This is a genomic window from Ginsengibacter sp., from assembly GCF_057362405.1.
The window spans coordinates 16,657-38,653 of sequence record NZ_JBMQQG010000059.1 but is presented as its reverse complement, the minus strand read 5'-3'; the positions used below and the strand labels follow the sequence as shown (position 1 = coordinate 38,653).

Annotated in this window: 18 protein-coding genes; 8 read left to right on the top strand and 10 right to left on the bottom strand. The window is 38.9% G+C overall.

The features are described 5' to 3' along the window. Positions 1-515, bottom strand: a 515-nt coding sequence (locus tag ACO1O5_RS05155; RefSeq protein ID WP_486268770.1) for an N-acetylmuramoyl-L-alanine amidase family protein, incomplete at its 3' end; no start/stop codon positions are given. Between the two features lie 99 nt (positions 516-614). Between ACO1O5_RS05155 and ACO1O5_RS05150 the strand changes: the two genes are divergently transcribed. Continuing rightward, positions 615-3,398 carry a putative LPS assembly protein LptD gene (locus ACO1O5_RS05150; RefSeq protein WP_486268769.1) on the top strand — a complete coding sequence of 928 codons (2,784 nt, stop codon included), beginning with the start codon at positions 615-617 and terminating at the stop codon, positions 3,396-3,398. A gap of 41 nt (positions 3,399-3,439) precedes the next feature. Here the strand turns inward: ACO1O5_RS05150 and ACO1O5_RS05145 are convergent, their stop codons facing one another. Genes ACO1O5_RS05145 through ACO1O5_RS05135 form a run of 3 tightly spaced genes read right to left on the bottom strand, consistent with a single transcriptional unit; the run spans position 3,440 to position 6,028 of the window. After that, positions 3,440-3,877, bottom strand: a complete 438-nt coding sequence (locus ACO1O5_RS05145) for a hypothetical protein (RefSeq protein WP_486268768.1) — start codon at positions 3,875-3,877, stop codon at positions 3,440-3,442. Positions 3,878-3,895: 18 nt separating this feature from the next. Further along, positions 3,896-5,473 carry an acyl-CoA mutase large subunit family protein gene (locus ACO1O5_RS05140; RefSeq protein WP_486268767.1) on the bottom strand — a complete coding sequence of 526 codons (1,578 nt, stop codon included), beginning with the start codon at positions 5,471-5,473 and terminating at the stop codon, positions 3,896-3,898. Between the two features lie 45 nt (positions 5,474-5,518). Continuing rightward, complete coding sequence (locus tag ACO1O5_RS05135) at positions 5,519-6,028, bottom strand: DUF7935 family protein (protein WP_486268766.1); 510 nt, start codon at positions 6,026-6,028, stop codon at positions 5,519-5,521. A gap of 133 nt (positions 6,029-6,161) precedes the next feature. Between ACO1O5_RS05135 and ACO1O5_RS05130 the strand changes: the two genes are divergently transcribed. Beyond that, entirely contained in the window at positions 6,162-6,506 is a 345-nt protein-coding gene (locus ACO1O5_RS05130) for a HesB/IscA family protein (protein ID WP_486268765.1), read from the top strand. Between the two features lie 9 nt (positions 6,507-6,515). Here ACO1O5_RS05130 and ACO1O5_RS05125 read toward each other — a convergent pair whose 3' ends face one another. The 3 genes from ACO1O5_RS05125 to ACO1O5_RS05115 form a co-directional block, all read right to left on the bottom strand. Next, a complete protein-coding gene (locus ACO1O5_RS05125; RefSeq protein WP_486268764.1) occupies positions 6,516-9,635 on the bottom strand; it encodes a PAS domain S-box protein in 3,120 nt (1,039 codons plus the stop codon). A 215-nt stretch (positions 9,636-9,850) separates the two neighbouring features. After that, complete coding sequence (locus tag ACO1O5_RS05120) at positions 9,851-10,993, bottom strand: FAD-dependent monooxygenase (protein WP_486268763.1); 1,143 nt, start codon at positions 10,991-10,993, stop codon at positions 9,851-9,853. Between the two features lie 86 nt (positions 10,994-11,079). Next, complete coding sequence (locus ACO1O5_RS05115) at positions 11,080-11,472, bottom strand: hypothetical protein (RefSeq protein ID WP_486268762.1); 393 nt, start codon at positions 11,470-11,472, stop codon at positions 11,080-11,082. A 301-nt stretch (positions 11,473-11,773) separates the two neighbouring features. On the opposite strand from ACO1O5_RS05115, the gene xth reads away from it, so the two are divergent. Further along, positions 11,774-12,547, top strand: coding sequence for an exodeoxyribonuclease III (gene xth, locus ACO1O5_RS05110; protein ID WP_486268761.1), 774 nt, complete (start codon positions 11,774-11,776; stop codon positions 12,545-12,547). Positions 12,548-12,668: 121 nt separating this feature from the next. On the opposite strand, the gene ACO1O5_RS05105 is transcribed toward xth, so the two are convergent. Then, positions 12,669-13,037, bottom strand: a complete 369-nt coding sequence (locus ACO1O5_RS05105) for a hypothetical protein (RefSeq protein WP_486268760.1) — start codon at positions 13,035-13,037, stop codon at positions 12,669-12,671. Between the two features lie 1,227 nt (positions 13,038-14,264). Here ACO1O5_RS05105 and ACO1O5_RS05100 point away from each other — a divergent pair. After that, the gene (locus ACO1O5_RS05100; RefSeq protein ID WP_486268759.1) at positions 14,265-14,951 is read left to right on the top strand and encodes a hypothetical protein; all 687 of its coding nucleotides are present in this window, start codon (positions 14,265-14,267) and stop codon (positions 14,949-14,951) included. An 83-nt stretch (positions 14,952-15,034) separates the two neighbouring features. On the opposite strand, the gene ACO1O5_RS05095 is transcribed toward ACO1O5_RS05100, so the two are convergent. Next, positions 15,035-15,358: a hypothetical protein gene (locus ACO1O5_RS05095; RefSeq protein ID WP_486268758.1), complete on the bottom strand. Its 324-nt coding sequence runs from the start codon at positions 15,356-15,358 to the stop codon at positions 15,035-15,037. Here ACO1O5_RS05095 and ACO1O5_RS05090 point away from each other — a divergent pair. From ACO1O5_RS05090 to ACO1O5_RS05075, 4 genes are all read left to right on the top strand, one after another. Then, on the top strand, positions 15,357-17,183 hold the full coding sequence (locus ACO1O5_RS05090) for a glycoside hydrolase family 28 protein (RefSeq protein WP_486268757.1): 1,827 nt from the start codon (positions 15,357-15,359) through the stop codon (positions 17,181-17,183). The genes ACO1O5_RS05095 and ACO1O5_RS05090 overlap by 2 nt on opposite strands. A 243-nt stretch (positions 17,184-17,426) precedes the next feature. Further along, positions 17,427-17,945, top strand: coding sequence for a murein L,D-transpeptidase catalytic domain-containing protein (locus ACO1O5_RS05085; RefSeq protein ID WP_486268756.1), 519 nt, complete (start codon positions 17,427-17,429; stop codon positions 17,943-17,945). Positions 17,946-18,086: 141 nt separating this feature from the next. After that, complete coding sequence (locus ACO1O5_RS05080) at positions 18,087-19,961, top strand: DUF4139 domain-containing protein (RefSeq protein WP_486268755.1); 1,875 nt, start codon at positions 18,087-18,089, stop codon at positions 19,959-19,961. 95 nt (positions 19,962-20,056) lie between these two features. Further along, entirely contained in the window at positions 20,057-20,551 is a 495-nt protein-coding gene (locus ACO1O5_RS05075; protein ID WP_486268754.1) for a hypothetical protein, read from the top strand. Positions 20,552-20,773: 222 nt separating this feature from the next. Here ACO1O5_RS05075 and mqnE read toward each other — a convergent pair whose 3' ends face one another. Further along, positions 20,774-21,955, bottom strand: a complete 1,182-nt coding sequence (gene mqnE / locus ACO1O5_RS05070) for an aminofutalosine synthase MqnE (protein WP_486268753.1) — start codon at positions 21,953-21,955, stop codon at positions 20,774-20,776. Positions 21,956-21,997 lie beyond the last annotated feature (42 nt).

Here is a 21,997-nt window from a genome sequence, read left to right as displayed (position 1 = left end):
CCTTTTCTGTCGGTAGGCAATTTATAATATTGGCGTGTAGGCACAATGTGTGTATGTGGCGTTCTGATGTTTTTTCTTTTTTTTCCTTTACCAATATATTTAACCGTATAATAAGTTTCTTTATGATGGCCGATAATTCTCGAAGCAGTTCGGAGCACTACTGCATCGGCATGAATACATACAAACAGGTCGCCATGATAGTCATTGGCGATCTGCGCTTTTTCCCTGGGGTTTTGATAAATATCAGTTGTACGTGTCGGAATGATATTAACGTCCGGTAATTCTTTCTTTAGTTCTGCAACCAACTTTAATGCGATAGCGAGCGTTACATTTTTTTCTTTGGAGTTTAATGAACCTTCATATTCACTGCGGGCGCCATCATCCGTTCCGCCATGGCCGGCATCCACAATTATTGTTTTAATTTTTCTTGTCGATTGAGCATCGGCAGCGGTGAAGAGAAATAATAAAAATGAAAATAAAAGAAAAGAAGAAAGACGGGATTTAGATACAAACATTTACTTATGTGGTTTTAATGGGATCAGTAATTTTAGTTTTATAATCTTCACAAATCCTTAATGGGATTAGTTCTATTTTTGTTTCCTACTGCTATGAACATGATAAACAAAGTTAGCGTAAAATACATATTGGCATTAATGGTTTCAGTCATTCTATGTATTCTAACGGTTCAAAGCAGGGATAAACATTCTTATTCTACTTTATTTCACACATTTTTAACTTCGCCATCAGATACAACATTACCATCCGCAAAAAAAAATACCCGTTCACTGGAAAAGCTAAAAACTCAAAACGATACTTTACCAAAAAAAATTGTTGAAACAACAGATACAATTCACATCAATAATATTGATTCACTTGCTACGGATACTTCCATTTTAAAAAAGAATGCCGATACCCTGAAATTTGCCACCTCAAAAAATGCCCCTGATACTGTTATTGAATATACTGCTGAAGATTCTATGGTAGTAAGCGTTCCTGAAAAAACGATAACATTGTATGGGACCAAAGCAACCACTCAATATAAAGACAATAATCTCACGGCGCCCATTATAGCATTAGACCAGGAAACAGGTAATATTATCGCTTCAATAAAAAGAGATAGTACCGGCAAAGTAGTTTCGCTGCCCACTTATAAGCAGGGCGATTTTCTGTCGGAAAGCGATTCCATAAAATTTAATATGAAAAGCGGGAAGGGCATCACTAAAAGCACCTATACCACGCAGGGAGAAATGTATGTGTATGGCCAAACGATTAAAAAGATAGACAATAATGTTTTTTATGCATTGCGTGGAAGATTCACAACCTGTAACCTTGATACGCCACACTTTGCCTTTGTGAGTAATAAAATAAAATTCATTAACAATAAGATGGCAATTACCGGGCCCGTCCATCCTGAATTTGAAGGAGTGCCCATTCCCATTTATTTTCCGTTTGGTATTTATCCGTTAAACCAGGCAAGGCATTCGGGTCTGTTACAGGCCACTTTCACAACTAACCAGCAAAGAGGCCTGGGACTTGAGAACCTGGGTTATTACAAAGTAATAAACGATTATTGGGATGTTATTTTTAGCGGCAGCGTTTATTCGTATGGGGGATGGATATTTAAGGTGAACCCGAGATATAAAAAAAATTACCACTATAGCGGAAACCTTGAATTTGATGTGCAAAACTTTAATACCAATTTTAAGGGCGACCCGGACTTTGTGCACAACCGAAGTTATCATATCGCGTGGAGCCACACCATGGATACCAAGGCAAGGCCTGGGGTAAATTTCTCTGCCAGCGTCAACGCAGGAAGCAGCAGCTATAATTCTAATGTTCCCGATAATCCTAATGTAAATTTCAATAACCAGTTGCAGTCTTCTATTTCTTATTCCAAAACATGGAAGGATAAACCTTTTAATTTAACCATAACCGCTAATCATAACCAGAATACCAATTTAAAGATTATCAACATTAACCTTCCCGATGTGGGATTTAATGTGGCCACTGTTTATCCCTTCCGAAAAAAAGAATCAGTCGGCACGCCTAAATGGTATGAAAATATTGGTATTGCATACAACGGAAGTGCGCAAAACCGTTTTTCGTTCTATGATACGCTTCCGCATATTTTTCAGCAAATTGCGGATACGCTTCAATTCGGGTTCCATCATTCGGTTCCCATCAGCTTGTCACTTCCTCAGATCGGCGCATTTCAGGTAGGCCCCTCCGTTAGCTATGATGAAACCTGGTACCAGACAAAAACACGATACAGTTGGAATGATACCAAAGGAAGGTTGGACACCTCGGTACAAAAAGGTTTTTACACCGCACGGGATATGGCTTTTGGCTTGAGTGTGTCGACCAGGATCTTTGGGTTAATAACTTCAAAAAGCAAAGATTCGAAAATAGTGGCGATAAGACATGAAATAACACCAACATTGGGTGTAAGCTATAAGCCCGATTTTAATAAAAACAGTTTTTATTATACGCAGTATGATACAGCCGGCGACAAACAAAAATTTTCTGTTTACCAAAGAAATAATATTTACGGCCCTTACTCTGGGGGAAGATTCGGCGGGCTTAATTTTGGTATCGATAATAATATTTCGATGAAGGTGCGTAACAAAAAAGACACTGGTGAAAATGCTATTAAGAAAATTTCTATACTTGACGGATTCAGCATTAGCGGAAGCTATAATTTCTTTGCCGATTCGCTTAGTTACCCCTTAAGCGATCTCCCCATTTCTTTGAGAAGTAATCTTTTTAATAAAATAAATATAACAGCAAGCGGTGTGTTAGATCCCTATGAACTGGATGGCCAGGGCCGCAGGCTGCATACTTTGGTGTGGAAGCATCGTCTCCTAACGCTTGGACGGCTTATTAGCGGGAATATTTCTCTATCAACTTCTCTTCAGGGTGGGAAGAAAGACAATAAATCCAAAACGGAACTTACTTCTAATACCAACGGTATTAACGACCTTGGGTACACGCAGGATCAGTACGACGCCGAGTCGGCATATATAAGAAATAACCCTGGCGAATTTGCGGATTTTAGTATCCCCTGGTCGGTGAATTTGTCGTACGCCTTAACCTATAGCAAAAATTATTATGTGCCGCAGGGATTTGTAAAAACACTTTCTCAAAATGTAAATTTTGGAGGCACTTTGGGAATTACAAAAAAATGGCAGGCGTCCCTTAATGGCTACTATAACATTACACAGGGGCAGCTTAACCAGGTTTCTATCTCTTTATCAAGAGACTTGCACTGCTGGCAAATGTCCATTGCGGTTTCTCAAAGTCCGCTATCCCGCTTCTTCAGTATTAATATCAGTCCTAAATCGTCATTGTTACATGATTTAAGAGTTAACCGTACCAGGACTTTCTATCCTTCATTATAACGCATCCTTATTTGCTCATGCTGACCAGGGAATAGGCAGATTTATTTTACATAACTTCTAATGTACTGTATCCATGTTTTAATGAAGAACGCGTTGCCTTTGTTACTCAATTTTGCGTCAGATAAATGCATAGAGATCTTGACATTGTCGCAGGAGGAAGTAATTACATAATCAATTCGCTCGCCGGCAGCAAGCATAATTGCTCTGCCGGTAAATCTTATACAACCTATTTCATAATCATTTATTTTTCCAAAGGGCGGTTTCGATGAAAGCTTATTTTCTATCTCTTTCAATGCTTTTAAAAATTCGGGCACCAATTTTTTTTCAACGGGAAAAAGGTCATTGAACTTATCAACCGGGGTAATGGTGTTGGAATATTTTACAGGGTCTGCCATATGTTGGTCGAGCAGCACATACTTTTGCGCCTTCGTTAAGGTAGCAAATGAAAATAAAAACAGTAGAAGCAGTGTTTGTTTCATAAAGTGGTTTAATGCGAATTATTTGTATTCCCCAAAAACAGCCCGAAGTGCATCGGAAATTTCACCTAAGGTGCAAAAATTTTCAACGGCAGCTATTACGACAGGCATCAAATTTTGATTATTTGTTGCACAATCTTTTATTTTTTTTATGCAGTCCGAAGCGGCAACATTGTCTCTTTCCTTTCTTAATTGCTGCAGCTTTTCTGTTTGTATCCTTCTAATATTATCGTTTATTCTGAAAGAGGGTGGGGCTGCGTCCTGTCCCCCTGTAAACGCATTTACACCCACAATTATTTTTTCGCCCGATTCTACTTTTCGCTGAAAAGTGTAAGCGCTCGACGCTATTTCATTTTGAATAAAGCCCTGCTCTATAGCAGCAACACCGCCACCCATTTTGTCAATCCTTTCTATCAATTCCCAGGCTGCATTTTCAACATCAGCCGTAAGCTTTTCTACAAAATAACTTCCTGCAAGCGGGTCTGCCGTATCCGTTACGCCGCTCTCGAAAGCAATAATTTGCTGGGTGCGCAGCGCTATGGAAGCAGCGTCCTCGGTGGGAAGGTTCAGCGCTTCATCATAACCGTTAGTATGAAGGCTTTGGGTTCCGCCAAGCACGGCGGCCAGCGTTTGCACGGTAACCCTGCTTATATTATTTAAAGGCTGTTGAGCTGTTAATGTACTCCCACCTGTTTGGGTATGAAATCGAAGCATCATAGCTTTTTCATCGGTTGCCCCGGCTTCTTTCATGATTTTTGCCCACATTCTCCGGGCCGCCCTAAACTTCGCTACTTCTTCAAAAAGATTATTATGCGAATTAAAGAAGAAGGAAAGCCTTTTACCAAAAACGTTTATGTCAAGACCCTTATTAATTGCAGCCTGAACGTATGCTTTACCGTTAGCAAGCGTAAAAGCAATTTCCTGAACTGCTGTGCTTCCTGCTTCGCGGATGTGATAGCCTGATATTGAAATCGTATTCCATTTGGGTAGTTCCTTACTGCACCATTCAAAAATATCGGTGATGATTCGCATGGATGGTTTTGGCGGATAGATGTAAGTGCCCCTTGCAGCATATTCTTTTAAAATATCGTTTTGAATGGTGCCCTGTATTTTTGAAAGATCAGCTTCTTGTTTTTTTGCTACCGCCACATAAAATGCCAGTAAAATAAACCCGGTTGCATTTATGGTCATTGAAGTTGAAATATCCTGTAAACGAATGCCCTTAAACAAGGCTTCCATATCATCGATAGAATCGATGGCAACCCCCACTTTTCCTACTTCACCTTCAGACAACGGATGGTCGCTGTCGTAACCAATTTGAGTAGGGAGATCAAAAGCAACGCTAAGGCCATTTACGCCCTGCGAAATTAGGTAATGATATCGCTTATTGCTTTCTTCAGCCGTGCTGAAGCCGGCATATTGCCGCATGGTCCACAATCTGCCGCGATACATGTCCGGCTGAATGCCGCGGGTAAACGGAAAATTGCCAGGAACCTCTTCAAAACTTTTGGGAGTGGGAGATTGATATAAGTCAGTGTACGTATACACCTTCTTTATTTCAATTCCGCTGTCGGTATATTTTTTGTCGGCTTCTTTCATTTTTCAAATTAATAACCATTCTCATGAAAAATGAAATTGAATGGCTTACATTATTTTTTTGGCCTCAAAGTTAAGGGCTTCCAAAACAATATTATGAAGAGAGGCCTTGGGATTGGTAATCAAAAAATCTATGATCTGTTTGTTGAGGTCCATTGCCGAAGCCTGGAATGGCATGGTAGACGCTAGCTGGTTTACTACGTAAATATTTTGTTCTTTCAGATTATTAACAGCCCGCCACAATTCGGGTGAAACATATACTTGCTGGCTCACATTATAATCATATTCCTGTTTTATGGCATCTATCAACGAATTTTGCATTTGCCGTGAAGAAAGCCCTGCATTGGGAACACGGGATAATAAATTTTGAAGTGAAATTCTTTCGGCAAGCAATGTTAACCTTTCATAAGCCTGCAACCTAAGTTTTAAAGTCTCAGGATTAGGACCCACTTTTTCCCGGATATCTTTTTTTAAAGCTGCGAAGTCTGTGATCATCCAGATGACCGCTAAAAATATTACACCAAGAAGAATAATAGCGATGGTTTCAAATGTTGACATTGTGATAATTTAAGTCAAAAATAGTAATTCTCTTAAGAAAGGATTGTAAATTTGCAATTGAGTAACAACTATAATTACGGAACAAGAAACGTTTGAAAAAGCAAGTTATTTTCATTGCAAATAAAAAATTATTATGGAAACGCTGAATAAAACCCCTGTAACGTTTACAAATGGTGCCGTTAACGAGATAAAACGCCTGATGGCGCAGGAAAATTTTGACAAGGGAAAATTTTTGCGTGTAGGCGTGAAGGGTGGTGGATGTTCCGGTATGTCTTATGTGCTTGATTTTGAGTCGAAAACAGAGAAAGATGAATATTTTGAAGTAGATGGCATTCCGTGTATAATTAACCCCGCCCATGGCATTTATCTGTTAGACATGGAGATAAATTTTGAAGGTGGCCTCAACTCAAGAGGGTTTACATTTAATAATCCGAATGCCAGTTCTACCTGCGGATGTGGCAGTTCATTCGGGGTTTAAGTTTCAACATTATACTGAGGGTATAGAGATTTCAATTTTGCATCCCTGTTGGGGTGCTGAGATGATATTTAGTTTGCCGGAATAAAACTCTATTCGGCTCTTCATATTTGATAAACCAATACCGCCGGTAGATTTCTGATTTGTATCGAATCCAACACCATCATCTGCGATGGTTAAAAGCAAGGTGTTATTTTCCATTTTAAGGTTGATAAAAGCTTCATTAGCTTTGGCATATTTAGTAATATTATTCAACTGTTCCTGTACTACTCTGTAGAGCATTAATTCTTTGGTCTTATCTATGCCGTCTTCAGTAAATGTTTCTTCAATATCTAAATAAACCTTTAGGCCATTAAGTAAATTAGCATCTTTTGCCAGTACCTGTAAAGATTCTTTGAGGCCGAGATTTCCCAATGATGGAGCTACGAGCGAGTGGGATAATTTTCTAATCTCCTTCATGGCGTCATCGACATATTCATAGCTTTTTTCCAGTAAGTTATCTTCCGATACATAATCGCCGGAGTTAAGCATGCCAAGATACATTTTAACGATGGCAAGGATCTGGTTTACATTGTCGTGGAGCTCTCTTCCTAATTCTTTCCTTTCTTTCTCCTGCGTTTGTATAATAATTTCATTGATAAGCTTTTGCTCTTTAAGTTTTTGTTCTGCCAATTCTTTTTCCAAACGTTTTCTTTCAGTTATGTCTTGTATGGTACCCATCATTTTATAAAGGGTGCCATCAGCATCAAATTCAAGATCACCAATTCCATATACAAAACGCACTTTTTTCGTTTCCTTATTTATTATCCTATATTCTTTATCAAACCGTTGGCTTTTGCCAATTACTTCTACAGCTAAATAATCGGCCATCATTGCCTGGTCTTCAGGATGAATAACCGATATCCAGCCTTCAATGGTATGCTCGTAATCTGATGTTAATCCAAAAAGATTATCCAGCACCCGGGAGCCTTTCCAGATACCGCTTTTAAAGTCAAGAACGTAGCTTCCTATTTTTGAAACTTTCTGTGTTTCATTCAGGAACCTTTCGCTCTCCATTAATTGCTGCTCTACTTTTTTGCGTTCATCAATATCCATTGACAGGATGGAGATTCCTCCTGCCACTGGTTGAATACTCATTTTAAACCATCGGCTCTTACCATCCGGGAATTTAAATTCAGTTTCCAAAACATCAGCACTCCGATTTTCCATACAGTTTTCAAGAACGCGAAACAAATCGGTTTTTTCAATACCGGGATATTTTTCCATCATTGTAAAACCGATCAGGTCATCCTGCGAATATCCATTATGTTCAATTGCCGAACTGTTCACAAATAAATACTTCCAGTCGCTGCCAATAATTTGAATGCCCTCCCGCATATTTTGAAAAAGAAACCGGTACTGTTGTTCCTTTTCAATTACTTCCCTTGTTTTTTCCTCCACCATCTTTTGCAGTTCCCGGTTCATCAGCATTATTTCTTCTTCCAGTTCTTTTCGCTGGGTGATGTCCGAGTGTAGCGCAAGGTATTGATACGGCTTGCCCGCTTCGTCAAGGAAGGGAACAATAATACTATCTACCCAATAATAGGTGCCATCTTTAGCTTTATTTTTTAATTCGCCCCTCCATATTCTTCCCTGTTCCAGCACCTGCCATATACTGCGCAGAAATTCCTTTGTATGAAAGCCGGATCTAATAACATTATGATCCTGCCCTAACAACTCTTCCCGGGAATATTTTGAAATATTGCAAAAGTTATCATTTACATGTTTGATGATTCCTTTTTCATTGGTGATGGATACGATAGATGATTCATTCAGTGCATATTTATAGTCCGACGTCTCTTTTAAACTTTTATTGAGTGCCAGTTCAGTCTTATTTCTCTGGCGCACATGATCGTATATCATCTTAAAAGCGATGACCATGAGTATACCTGCAATCAACTGGAATACCATAAACAATCTTGAAGAGTTTCGCACGATCAGGTCGTTTTTGGCTTTGTGATCGGTTAGAATTTGTTCTTCCCGCTGGGCAATAGCTGAAGTGTAAGCATGTATTTTTTCAAGTAACGCGGTTCCTGCACCTGCCCTGATCATTTTTTGTAGCGCATCAAAACCTTCTGTTCGTTTAATATTAACCAAATCATTTTGAGATGCAATAAACGCGGTAACAAACTTATTGAGTGTATCTGCCATTGATCGCTGATCGGCATTGTCCCCCGTCACCGCCCTCAGGCCCGAAATGATATTTTGTATGGTATCAGCGGAATTACGGGCAATCAAGAGGAACTTTTCATCACCGGTAATAATGTAACCTCTAGTGAGGCTTTGAATATTGTTGACCTCGTCGTTAAGTGTTTCTGTAAATAATATTACTTTATGACTGTGAGATAGCCATATGTCCTTGTCGGCAACAAGCTGGTTGTTCCTGTCTATCGCGAAAAAAACGGTACCACGTACCAGGATGATTAGGACAAAAAAAACAGCTATTTTTTTTACAAATGAGTAGTGAATATAACCAAGTGCGGGACTCGTGAAAACTCCAATACATAATACAATAAACAACAAGGCCGAAACCATAGTTATAGGCGCCCTTAGCGGAATAGCGGTTAAAAAACTTACACCAAAAAGATGATTAAAAATTACCAGCATGCAGCCGGGGATCATGGCGATCAGCAGCACCTGCAACATCAAATGATAATTTCTTTTGCCCAATAAGATGAAAATGACACCCAGCAGTGTAAAATTAAGAGATACAATCAGGCTCATCCTTCCCGTGGTTTGCTCGCTAATTCCTGCGTGCGTTAAATGCCAAAGGAACTTTTGAAAGTCAAAATTCCAGCCAAATATTATTGAGGCAAGAGATAGTGCCCCAATTGCCAATACTATTGAGCCGCAAACCAAGGCAGTGTATTTCCGAACTTTACTGCCTGGTTGACCATCCTGCTGAAGGTAAAGCGACAGCCCCGACATAATAAAGCAGAAAGCCGTATCCATTCTCATTATGCCATAGCCGGGTAACAGGCTTGTAAGAGAAGAAATATTAAAAAGCCACCCGGCCACAACAATACAGCCTATAATAATAGTTATAAAACTTGCAACCCTGTTCAAAGGAGATGAAGGTTTTGTAATGCTCATTTTTCCATAGATTTATCGGAATTCAAAAACCAAATTATTGAAATTCAAGATCACTTTTAAAATCAGGCAATTACACAGGTTCAATCGATAGCACCTACAGTAATTAAAATTTCCTTAAAAAGCAATGATCTATTCGAACGGCAATAAATATGATTTATTATATCACAGTAATTTCTCAAAACGTATCTAAGCGCTAAACAGCATAATTACTTCGTTTATTTCTTCAATTTGGCTAAAAAACGACTCCCGGGAATTGGCCGGCCGGAAAACAACATCGCAAAAGCCTTTACTATTATCCTGTCGCGGATAAACGACTGCTTGTAAGACGTATTTTTCTTTTCACCAAAAAGCTTTTTTGCTTTTGTTTGTATTGCGTGCAATAACCGGTAGTCATAAATAACAGGGTGCTGCCGGAGTCTTTCTCCATATTTTTCCGGAACGCCTTCCGCAATCGCAGTAGCGCAGAGTTTTCCTGAAATCACCGACGGCAATATTCCCTCACCGGTCATTGGTTGCGCAAGCCCCAGAGAGTCACCAATTAGAAATGCGTTACCAGACTGGCAATAGTTGAGGTGGTCTCTTTCAAAAATGATATAGCCATGCCCCTTCATTTTATCCAGCATCGGCCGGCAGGAAAGTGGTATCGTTCCTCGTTTACCATCACCTTCAAAGAATGCCCTGGCTTTCACCCACGCCGTTAATACTTCTCTGGATACTTTTGTACCGGTGCCCACATTTAACCAGTTGCCTTTTGGCACATTCCATGAATACCCTTTCATGTCATCGTGCAACAATATTTCCGGCTCTCCATCCTCACCGGCACGGGTAGCCGCAATCTCTTCCGCCTTGCCTTCAAATTCCCGTTCCTGGGTTCCACATTGCAGGTTTTCTTTTTCGGGAAAGACTGCCCTTGCCACAGGGCAATGGGTACCGCCGGCTCCTATAAGATACTTTGCCCGGTATGTTTTATCAATTACCCAGCATCCTTCACTGTCTTTTTCAATTTGCCGCACATTATATCCTTCAATAGTTTCAACGTTACTGCGTTTCAACAAAAAATCATCAAATTCATAACGACGCACAAAATACCCGTCGGATTTAACAATGTATTTTTTACCACGAAAGTTAATATGTACTCTGTTCCACTTCCACACACCACGCGGGTATTCACCGGGTGTTAAACCGAGAACATCCCATATAGGCGGAGAAAGCCAGCCGGCACAAAGCTTTACACGCGGGAAATTATTTCTGTCTAACAGTAACGTGTGTACGCCAGCTTTTACAAGGTTATAAGCGCAGGTACTGCCCGATGGGCCTCCGCCAACTATAATAGCATCGTATGTAGTCGTGGTAGTCAATCAGGCGCCAAAGTACGAATTATTTTGAGGAATGATGATGTGGAATGGCTGTAGAAAATTCATTTCTTTTCAAAAGCAAGCTGTAATCAGACTAACAGTGGAAGTATTGCATCAAGATTAATACTACTCTCTTCCAGCGGAGCCAGCGTTCTGTCGTGCAGGATGGTACCCAGTTTTCTAAGGTCAAACTTATCCTTGAATTTGGAAAAAGAATTCCTGATCATTCTGATCAATTCATGCTTGTCAATTACATCCGGCAGGTCAATAACATAAGAATCTTCTCCCACATAATCGAGAATTTTTTCTTGTCCGATAACAAAATAACACGTAAACCTGCAGGCAATTCCTTTTTTTGTTGGCGCTCTTTTTTTCATGACTTCCAAAGAAGTAAAACTAAGAATCTTATCTGTGGTCTCGTTGAAGCCGGCGGGGGGAAAATAATTCCATTCAGTAACAATAAGCTCCGTTTGTTCTATCATCGTTTAAAATTATAATAATTATCTCTTACGATGTTGAAGAAAAAGTATTAATTTTTTATAACCTTCCAGAACTGGATTCAGTTGCAAAAATAATTACCCACCAAGGCACAAAGGTCGCGATACAAAATACCTGGTGTTCTTTGTGTCTTCGTATGCAACATAATAAGGTTTAAGTCTTCGTAGTGTCTAAATGGGAAACCAAACTTGTCCGTGATACTCTAATGGTTATTCCGCAATAGATATTATCTTTAACAACCGGATTTTATTCGAATATTTACGAAACAAATTCTGCAATTTTATTATGAAAATAGCCACTTACAACATTAATGGTGTTAACGGCCATTTGCCGGTATTGCTTCGCTGGCTGAAAGAAACATCACCTGATGTTGCTTGCCTGCAGGAGTTAAAGGCGCCCCAGGAAAAATTTCCCGGACAGGCCATAGCAGATGCGGGTTATGAAGCTATCTGGCATGGCCAGAAGAGTTGGAATGGTGTTGCCATCCTTTCCCGCAGGGGCAAGCCGGAAGAGGTGCGTCGGGCGCTCCCCGGTGATTCCGAAGATCTTCACAGCAGGTATATAGAAGCTGTAGTGGATGGCATTACTATTGTGTGCATCTATCTCCCCAACGGCAACCCAGCACCGGGGCCAAAATTTGATTACAAATTGAAATGGTTTGAAAGGCTGACAGCCCATGCAGCAACCCTTTTTGCTTCCGGTGCGCCGGTTGTAATTACCGGGGACTATAATGTAATGCCGACCGAACTGGATGTTTACAAACCTGAGCGTTGGGTGGATGACGCCCTTTTCCGGCCGGAAACCCGTTCTGCATTTAAAACACTCGTATCACAGGGATGGGTAGACGCAATCCGGAAACTCTACCCGGAGGAAGTAATATATACTTTCTGGGATTATTTCCGCGATGCGTATAGTCGAAATGCAGGGTTGCGGATCGATCATTTTTTATTGAGCCCTCACGTCGATAAGCGTCTCGTTGCTGCCGGAGTCGATAGAGACGTTCGCGGCTGGCAGAAGTCAAGTGATCATGCGCCGGTCTGGATAGAACTTTCCGATTAACAGTCTATATAATAACCAGGACTTTGTTAACTAAAGTAATGAAACGATTTGCACCGACACGCTACTTTAAATAACTTTTGAAAGGCTCAACAAAAAGAGTCTGGAGTAATGGTGGATTTGTCTAAGCAATTCTTGTTTTCGATGTGATATATTTTAAATCTGGCTCGCGGCCCGATACTTTGTTATTGATGTTTTTGAATGTTGAGACAAATACTTCAATATTCATTTTATTCCCTCTCACATCACTGAACTCGTTGGCTAGCGATTGACTTTGAAGTGTGGCCATTCCCCTTATAATTTTAATCTTAATTTCGGCATTCCACGCAAAAAAGCCGTTTCTTGTATATGCTATAAACCCCGTTTCATTTACATTACCTAAAACCCAACCGAGTTGCTTTGAGGTTTCAATCGCGATGGACAAAAATTGCTCGGCCCCCAATCCGCCCAGCGATAAAAGTTCTGTCTGTTTTTGTTTAAATTCCACTTTCATTTTATTTCCTTTTTACAGTTAATTAGTCACTCTTTATAAAATAGTATTGGCATCAAAAAAGTCAGTATAAGATCTTACCATCATTATTTACGAGTGTATATAAATTGCTCGCTGACACTCTCCTTCCACATTAATATTTTCTTCTACTTAAAATATATTCCCTGTCACTTTCTAATTTAATACGGCGTGAACAGCGTTCCATTTGGTTCGCCAAAGAGATCTTAACTCCAAAACTTTGTCAGAATCTCCATGTTTAATTTTAAATAAAGAGATCAATAGATAAGAGCAATCAAAATGAAAATCGTTATTGCAACTTTCTATTATATTATATACCCACAAATAAGTTTCGTCCATGGTAACAGCACTTATTTTATTGTTTAGTTATAATACATTAATCTGGTATCTCTGGCACGCCAGGGCACATCCGGACCAATCTCACAATAATGTATGCCATAGCATATCTTATTGTGTACAAAAATGAAATAAAGGATTAATGCTATAATCTTACACGTGGAGGAAGGGTTCCAGCACATAGTGCAAAAATGTAAGCTTAAAGATTTTCAAAAGATTATAGGAGCGTAAGGGAGATTGATTCGTGGGTATAAATGTAGAGAACATTTTTTTAATTTGCAAGTTATGTTTGGATTTTTTGTATTCTGCACGGCTTTGCACAATAAAATTGTTACGGAGTCGCCCACAAAATTTTACAAATTAGCCCGTACCGGGCAGCATGTTCAGTTGAATTAAAATCCATTTTCAAATGCGTTTAAGCAATGCCGTTAAGAACACAGCTTTGGCTTAATATGAGTAAAATTGTTTTGAATTTAAAATACCTAGCCAGACCGATTCAAATAGATATTGGGGTGATTTTAGATTGCAGTTTGATGGCTTACAGCATGTAGCCGTTCGGGTGGTGAAACAAATAGTATTATGTTATAATACTTTCTTGTGTGGGTAGAATATTAGTCAGGCGAGTATGCTTTTGATTAAATAGACGATCGTCATTTTGATTCGGTCCTTGCTATTATCAACCAAAAATAAAAGAATATAGAAAATAGCGTAAGCGATTTGAAATGGAAAGGTAATGCATCGTATTAGACGATACAACACTATATCTTAAGTTTGCACTCAGGCAAATGTTACCACATGTTGAAATTACTGACATTGGCGGGTAATATTTTGCAGTTGGTAAAATCATTATTACTTTAACGCTTCTTAAGAAAGAAAATGAGCAAAATATATTTTGCAGTAATCTCTACGTTGTTGCTTGCTCCGGCATTTGCACAAAATGTTGCTCAAATAACAATCGACAACAGGGGTAATCAGGATATCATCACTTTTTTAGTTGATGAATCTGTTGTTGTTAACTTGACGAAGGACGGAAAAATTATTGATTGGGGAACAGAGTATACATCTCCAACTACGGGAACTTACCCACGAATGGAAAAATATATGGGAAGAGAGGAATACTACCCCGCTACTGATAATGATGCATACCAGGGTAAAATAAAATATATTGGGAGAACGCTTATTACTTACTACACATCCGCTGATAATGAATCGCTCAAAGGGAAAGTAAAATCCATCGGACCAAATCTTCTTGATTACTTTACTCAATACGATGATGCCGCTTTTAAAGGATATCTCCGGACTGCCGGCCCGGTTTCTTTTACCTATTACAGTTCTTATAACGACGAATATTATAAAGGAAAAATAAAATCTGTTGGCAATACATCCATTTCATACTATGGCTCATTTGACGACAAAGCTTATAGGGGAAAAGTGAAGAACATTGACCGGAATCCATTTACGTACTATTCTTCATACGACAGGCCTGAATTCAATGGTGCAATGAAATCAGGAACTCCATCAGTGACCAGCGGTGGTGTAAAATATTTTATTAAAAATTACTAACTAAGATTGGGAGTAATAAGTGATCGGGACTCCGAAACATAATGAATCAATTTTTCCCGGGATTTAAAATAAGATAAGTGACTTTATTTCATCATTCGGTATCCGATACATTTTCTATACAAATCGATACCATTTGAAGTAAGGGTTATTTTGTCTTCGGCATTAAATATTACACAGGTAATTTTAAGTTTGGTGAGAATTTTATTAACTGTCACCGCATCGGCAAAGGGATGCATGACGTTTTTTAATTCATCTATGTGAACACATCCTTTGTCGTGAATAAAATGAACAACCTGCCATACCGTACTATGTATTCCAAACATAGACTGAATGTGTTCTATACCTTTTATTAAAATATTATCTGCCTTTTTGATGTAGTATTTCAGGCGCAATCTTTTATGAGTCATGTTGGGTGATTTAACGGTTAACTATGCAGTTATTATTGATACAACGCAAAATCATGCCATTTTTTCACAAAAAAGTGATGAACACATTTATGTGGTGGAGTTACTTCATGGCTTTCAGCAATCGCCCCTAAATCAATTATATTTGGCGGACAAAAATTCGACGGCAAAACAATCATTGCCGACTGACGACTTTGCTTGCAACATCATTGTTCAAAACAACAAATCTATGTGGTGCACTTCTTTACAAAAAAACGTTTGGTTAATTTTCGCGTTCACGCAATTCTACTTGCTTGCACACTCGCAGGTTGCCAGCGACAGCAACAGAATTTCAACGTATTCTATTTCTAGTTATGGCGCCGTTCCTGATGGCAAGACTTCAAATACAATTTATATTCAAAAAGCAATTGATGATTGCCATAAACACGGTGGCGGTACCATAGTAATTCCTGCCGGCAACTTTGTAACAGGTACCGTTCGGTTATACAGCAATATGAATCTATATTTTGAACCCGGCGCAATATTGACCGGCAGTGTGGATAATAAAGAATATTTGTATCAAAAGGATTTTGGATTTAGTGGCCCGGGTGCAGGAATTAAGACCGGGATATTGGTGGCTCACAATGAACAGAATATTTCAATTTCGGGATTTGGTATTATTAAAGGAAATGGTACATCATTTATGTACATGGACAGCCTTCAATACGGGATGGATTTTGCACAAAAATATACAAGGGAAAAAGAAGATTATATGAATCCGAAATTTGGCCGGGAAGATGGGCCGGTTCTATGGAAAGGGACTTATGAGGAACGGCCCGGAGTGATGGTTATTTTTTCGGATTGTAAGAATATAACAGTTAAGGATATACGAATAGAAGAATCACCAAACTGGACGATAGCCTTTTTGAATACGCAGGATATAAAGGTAAATGGCGTCAGTATATTTAATAACATGAGCATTCCTAACAGCGATGGTATTGACATGTACGATTCAAAGAATATCGTTATTTCCAATTGTAATATACAGGCGGGTGATGATGCAATTGCAGTTGTAAGTTCCAGTAATATCACTGTGTCCAATTGCGTGTTACACTCACGGTCCAGCGGTATACGCATCGGGTACAACGTATTCAATAATAACAATTCAGGCAATCTTCTATTCGATAATATCAATATCTATGATTCGAATAGGGGGATAGGTATTTTTCAAAGGCAGAAAGGCGATATGGAAAATATGGTCTTTTCAAATATAATAATCAGCACACGCCTGCATAGTGGCCAGTGGTGGGGACATGGAGAGCCAATACATATTTCTTCCGTGCCGGGGTTGGGAAGTAAAGAAACAGGCACCATCAGTCACGTTCAGTTTTCAAATATCATCGCTTCATCAGAGTCCGGGATACTTATCTATGCGTCAACTGCAGGACTTATAAAGGATATCTCTTTCAATAATATCACCTTGTCAATAAAGCAAAGCCCTCTTGCCGCAGGCTATGGAGGTAATTTTGACCTGAGGCCAACTAATGATGTAGCGATGGGAATTTTCAAACATTCCACGCCGGCATTGTATGCTAATAACGCGGTCGACCTAACAATAAGAAATATGAATGTATTTTGGGCAAATGGGTTACCGGATTATTTCACGCACGCAGTTGAATGCGAAAATTTTGAGAACCTAACGGTTGATGGATTACACGAATACCTTACTGGTAAAAACAATAAACAATCATCCACAATCTATCTTTATAAAGGAAAGGCTTCTGATGTGAAAGGAGTTACTTCGTCAGACAAAACCAAAAAATTGGTTTTAAAAATTGCAAGTCATTGAAATTGCCTTCATGTTTTTCCTCCCTCGTAATAAAAAAATCTATTCTCATTAGTTATAAATTTTTATGGAATAAATAATTATCTGCATCTTATCGAAATATAAAAAGTTTATTACCTGGAACGGCTACGTTATTTTATATTATCGCTAATTGCCCCTGTTACAGTTGCGCTGGCATTAGCAGCACATTGCTATTACAAAGGATTTCATTCGCCTTTGCCAAGCGTTGTCCACTCTAATGAAAAATTGAGTGACAACGAGGCATTAAAAATTAACAATAAAGCATTTGATATAAAAAAATTTGTGTTCAAAAAAAGGCTCAACAGCAAGAATGTTTTCCTTGTTGATATGAGCCTTCCATCGGGACAAAATCGTTTTTTCGTTTATGATTTGCAGGATGATTCTATTATTAGATGTGGATTAGTTGCTCATGGTTCAGCAAATAAACAGTTCAGTTTTACTCCAACGTTTTCAAATAAAAAGGAGAGCGGTTGTACGGCACTTGGAAGATATCGTATTGGCAAAAGTTATACTGGAAGATTTGGACTGGCATATAAATTATATGGGCTCGATAGTACTAACAGTAATGCCTTCAACAGGAATATAGTTTTGCATTCATATAATTGCGTGCCGGACGGGGAAACTTACCCTTATCCAATTTGTAATAGCCGAGGGTGTCCCATGGTATCACCTTTATTTCTAAAAAGTTTGCAAGCCGTTATCGAAAAAAGCGACGAACCTGTTTTACTATGGATTTTTAATTAGAAGGATCTTCTCGCCGGAGTCACCTACGAAAATGCATATTTGTGATTAGCCTTCACTCCCGCGACTTTAGTTTATCAATAACATATTTTGTTGCAGCTTTTTGTTCGGTTTTCGTGCCTATAGGTTACTAAACTACTACTTATGCGAATTGCTTTTATTTTTTCATTGCTGCTCTTAAACTTTGCAGCCACTTCACAGGTAAAAAAAATTCAGGCAGAAACCGCCATTCAAAATGTGACTGTATTTTCTTCCGGCGCACGAATAGAAAGAGTTGCTGCTGTCACGATTCTTGCGGGTCGAACTGAAATCAGTTTTGCGGGATTGAGTAATCAACTTGATCAACAAAGTGTTCAACTGAAAGCAGATGCAAATATCACCTTGCTATCAGTGCAATCGACAAAAGATTTTTTAAGCGAACGTAAAATTGAACAGGAAGAAAGAAATTTTATTGACCGCAACAATTCATTAAAAGATAAACTTAACCTTGATTTAAAATTGCTGGATGTTTATAAAAATGAAGAGGCAATGCTTATCAAGAACCAGGATATAGGCGGAACATCAGGAGTAAAAACAACAGAATTAAAAGATGCCTTAGACCTGCAACGGCAAAGACTTACAGAAGTTTATCAAAAGCAACTTGAAATTCAGAAGCGTATTCTCGACGAACAACAGGATGCAGAAAAATTTAAGTTGCAACTGTTAGAAATAAGTAAGAAAAAAGACAGTATCAATTATATCGTAACGGCTCTTGTTGATTGTAAAGAAACAAAAAATGTTAAGTTTCAATTACTGTATAATATTAAAGATGCCGGATGGTACCCAACCTATGATGTGAGAATTAAGGATGTAACAGAACCTCTAAAAGTTTTAATGAATGCTAATGTTTTCCAGCGTAGTGGTGAAACATGGAAAGATATTTCTTTGATTTTAAGTACCGGCAATCCGAATGATAATGCAACGCCTTCTCCTTTGCAACCATGGATGCTTGGTTTTTTTGACCCAAGTATATCTTATACTAACCAGGGGTTGATACAGAGTGCCGCAACTGGCCGTGTTACAGATGACAAAGGTGAACCAATTGTTGGCGCAACTATCACGGTAAAGGGCACCCGAAATGCTGTGGCCACAGATGCCAACGGGTTTTTCAAGATTCAGAATTTCGCGGCGAACGGCTCTGTAGTTGTAAGTTCAATAGGTTATATTTCAAAAGAAGCAGCAATAAAGCCTGGCTATTTTACAATATCACTATCGCCTGCTTCTCAGAATTTGTCGGAAGTTGTAGTTACTGGTTACGGGTCAAAAAGAGACGATTTGGTTGGACGAGTTGCAGGACTAGAAATCGATAACAGCCGCAATAAAGCGAAAAAAGAAAGCATTCAAACTGTAACTGTTGCCACGCAATATCAACCAACCACTTTGGTATATAGAATTGATGATAAATACACATTGGAAACGGATGGTAAAACAACTACCATCGGGATGAAACAATTTGAAGTTCCAGCATTGTATAACTATACCACTACTCCAAAAATTGACCCTGTCGCTTTTCTTACAGCAAATATTGTGAACTGGCAGGATTATGATTTGCAATCCGGCGAAGCGAGCTTATATTTTGAAGGAACTTATTTGGGCAAAACATATATTGATTTGAGCGCCGTTGCAGATACGCTTTCTTTGTCGCTTGGAAAAGATAACAGTATTAAAGTAACACGGAAACTTGCAAAAGAATTCAGCGCTAAACGTTTTATCGGTGGTAACAGAACTGATACAAGACAATATGAAATAAATATTCGGAATACAAAACAGATACCCGTAAATATTACTATTTATGACCAGTTTCCGGTTTCCACAAATAAAGAAATAAGTGTGGATGATCAAAGAGCGCCTGAAGCACAGATAGATAAAGACACAGGTATTGCAACATGGGCAATGACCCTGCAGCCTGGCCAGGAAAAAAAATTGAGTATCAGTTATTCGGTTAAGTACCCAAAAGACAGGAAGGTCGTATTGGATTGAAAAAGAATATTAGCTAGCAGTAAAGTTTAGCAAGGAATTTGCTTGTATAAGGCGTTCGCACTTTTCGGCGGCTTTAATTAAAAAGAATTATTGATATGAAAATTATTGTTACAACACTATCTGCATTGTTTTTATTTGCTGTTGCTTCGGCGCAGTTGAAAACAACACCCAAATGCCCGGCCATTGAGATTAATATACTTGATGGGATTGTAAACGGTAACATTCTTCCCACCTCAACAGTAGGGTTCATTAAAAATACGCTTCCATGTTTTACGAGTTTTGAAGAAGAAAGTGCAACCGCAAAATGCGGTGGCGGCGTTTTCTATAAAGATAAAGATGTCTATTTCTATACTGCCCGCGATTATATTGAAATTGGGCCTAATTTTAAGGGTAAACTCAGTGTTCCCTTAATGGGACTTTCGAGAAATAGCCTGTTTAAAATATTAGGTTCGCCGCAAATTAAAGATGTAAGTTGGGATGCGTTTCAAACTTCTTATGGCATTTTAATCCTGTATTATAATAAAGAATCGAAAGTAGATAGGATACAATTTAGCACGCAGTCGGCAAGTTCAATTAAACTTTGTGAATGATATTAATAGGGCTCCAGGTGTCTGGTCACCTCCTTAGCCAGACACCTTCTAAAGGCTTTTTAAATTCAAAAATAAATTCAGGTTTTCAAGGATAGGTGTCAGGACACTCCAGTGTCCCGATGCCACTATTGGTATTTATTTCACGACCCCAATACAAGGTAAAAATTTTTTTATGTTGCAGGGGAGAGAGGAACCTAACGGTTTAAGTTACACGAAAAAAAATTAGTTCATTGCAGCGTCAAATTCTTTTTCTTCAGACAGCGTATAATCTTTAATAATATTATACAGCGTATCTCTTTCAACCGGAATTCGTTTGGCCTGTTTTATAAGAGTAACCAATTGTTGTGTAGTCATTGAAGGCGTTTGTTCTTCGCTTCCCGCCATGGAATAAATTTTGGTTGAATCGTCAATCGTTCCATCTATATCATTTACCCCAAATGACAAGGAAAGTTGCGCATTCTGCCTGCCAAGCATAGGCCAGTAAGCTTTTAAATGCGGGAAGTTATCCATGTAAATCCTCGCAACGGCATACATCCTCATGTCTTCTGTTACAGATGATTCGGGAACATGGCTCATGTCGTTATTTTTGTTGCGGAACTTAAGCGGGATAAACGTATTGAAGCCCCCGGTTTTGTCCTGCAAATTTCTTAACCTGCTCATGTGATCAATACGATGCGTATTATTTTCGATATGCCCATATAACATGGTTGCATTGGTGTGCATTCCTAAATTGTGAGCTACCTCATGAATTTTTAGCCAGCCTTCCGCATCAACTTTGTCGGCACTTATTTGTTGCCGTATTGTTTCATCAAAAATTTCGGCACCGCCACCTGGTAATGATTGTAGGCCTGCGTCTTTTAATTGCTGCATGCCTTCTTCAATGCTAAGTTTTGCTTTTCTAAACATGTAATCCAATTCAACTGCGGTAAATCCTTTTATATGCAGATCGGGCCTGTGCTGTTTTATTTGGGAAATCAAATCACAAAAAAAAGTGAGATCCATTTTGGGGTGAACGCCGCCAACAATATGCACTTCAGTCACTGGCTTACCGTCGTAACTTTTTACGATGTCCAACATTTGTTCCATACTTAATTGCCATCCTTCATCGCGGTGAGCGTATAGCCTGGAATAAGAACAGAACTTGCAGGAAAAAACACAAACATTAGTAGGCTCTATATGGAAATTCCTGTTGAAATAGGTAACGTCTCCGTGTTTCTTCTCCCTGATATAATTTGCAAAAGTTGCCACCAGGCCAAGGCTCGCTTTTTGAAAAAGCAACAACCCTTCTTCATCATTTATTCTTTCACCCCGGCTAATTTTCTTTGCGATGGTTTTAAAATGTTTTCCTTCTTCAAACGAGTCTATAACTTCTAATAACTCTTCTTCTCTGTTTGCTGTTATCATGCTGCAAATTTACTGTAGGTTCATATCTAAAACAAAAAGAGG

What these genes read in the sequence shown, in the direction of transcription:
- ACO1O5_RS05150 (WP_486268769.1), top strand. Translation starts at nt 615, where the DNA reads ATGATAAACAAAGTTAGCGTAAAATACATATTGGCATTAATGGTTTCA.
- ACO1O5_RS05145 (WP_486268768.1), bottom strand. Translation starts at nt 3,877, where the DNA reads ATGAAACAAACACTGCTTCTACTGTTTTTATTTTCATTTGCTACCTTA.
- ACO1O5_RS05140 (WP_486268767.1), bottom strand. Translation starts at nt 5,473, where the DNA reads ATGAAAGAAGCCGACAAAAAATATACCGACAGCGGAATTGAAATAAAG.
- ACO1O5_RS05135 (WP_486268766.1), bottom strand. Translation starts at nt 6,028, where the DNA reads ATGTCAACATTTGAAACCATCGCTATTATTCTTCTTGGTGTAATATTT.
- ACO1O5_RS05130 (WP_486268765.1), top strand. Translation starts at nt 6,162, where the DNA reads ATGGAAACGCTGAATAAAACCCCTGTAACGTTTACAAATGGTGCCGTT.
- ACO1O5_RS05125 (WP_486268764.1), bottom strand. Translation starts at nt 9,635, where the DNA reads ATGAGCATTACAAAACCTTCATCTCCTTTGAACAGGGTTGCAAGTTTT.
- ACO1O5_RS05115 (WP_486268762.1), bottom strand. Translation starts at nt 11,472, where the DNA reads ATGATAGAACAAACGGAGCTTATTGTTACTGAATGGAATTATTTTCCC.
- xth (WP_486268761.1), top strand. Translation starts at nt 11,774, where the DNA reads ATGAAAATAGCCACTTACAACATTAATGGTGTTAACGGCCATTTGCCG.
- ACO1O5_RS05105 (WP_486268760.1), bottom strand. Translation starts at nt 13,037, where the DNA reads ATGAAAGTGGAATTTAAACAAAAACAGACAGAACTTTTATCGCTGGGC.
- ACO1O5_RS05100 (WP_486268759.1), top strand. Translation starts at nt 14,265, where the DNA reads ATGAGCAAAATATATTTTGCAGTAATCTCTACGTTGTTGCTTGCTCCG.
- ACO1O5_RS05090 (WP_486268757.1), top strand. Translation starts at nt 15,357, where the DNA reads ATGTTGGGTGATTTAACGGTTAACTATGCAGTTATTATTGATACAACG.
- ACO1O5_RS05095 (WP_486268758.1), bottom strand. Translation starts at nt 15,358, where the DNA reads ATGACTCATAAAAGATTGCGCCTGAAATACTACATCAAAAAGGCAGAT.
- ACO1O5_RS05080 (WP_486268755.1), top strand. Translation starts at nt 18,087, where the DNA reads ATGCGAATTGCTTTTATTTTTTCATTGCTGCTCTTAAACTTTGCAGCC.
- ACO1O5_RS05075 (WP_486268754.1), top strand. Translation starts at nt 20,057, where the DNA reads ATGAAAATTATTGTTACAACACTATCTGCATTGTTTTTATTTGCTGTT.
- mqnE (WP_486268753.1), bottom strand. Translation starts at nt 21,955, where the DNA reads ATGATAACAGCAAACAGAGAAGAAGAGTTATTAGAAGTTATAGACTCG.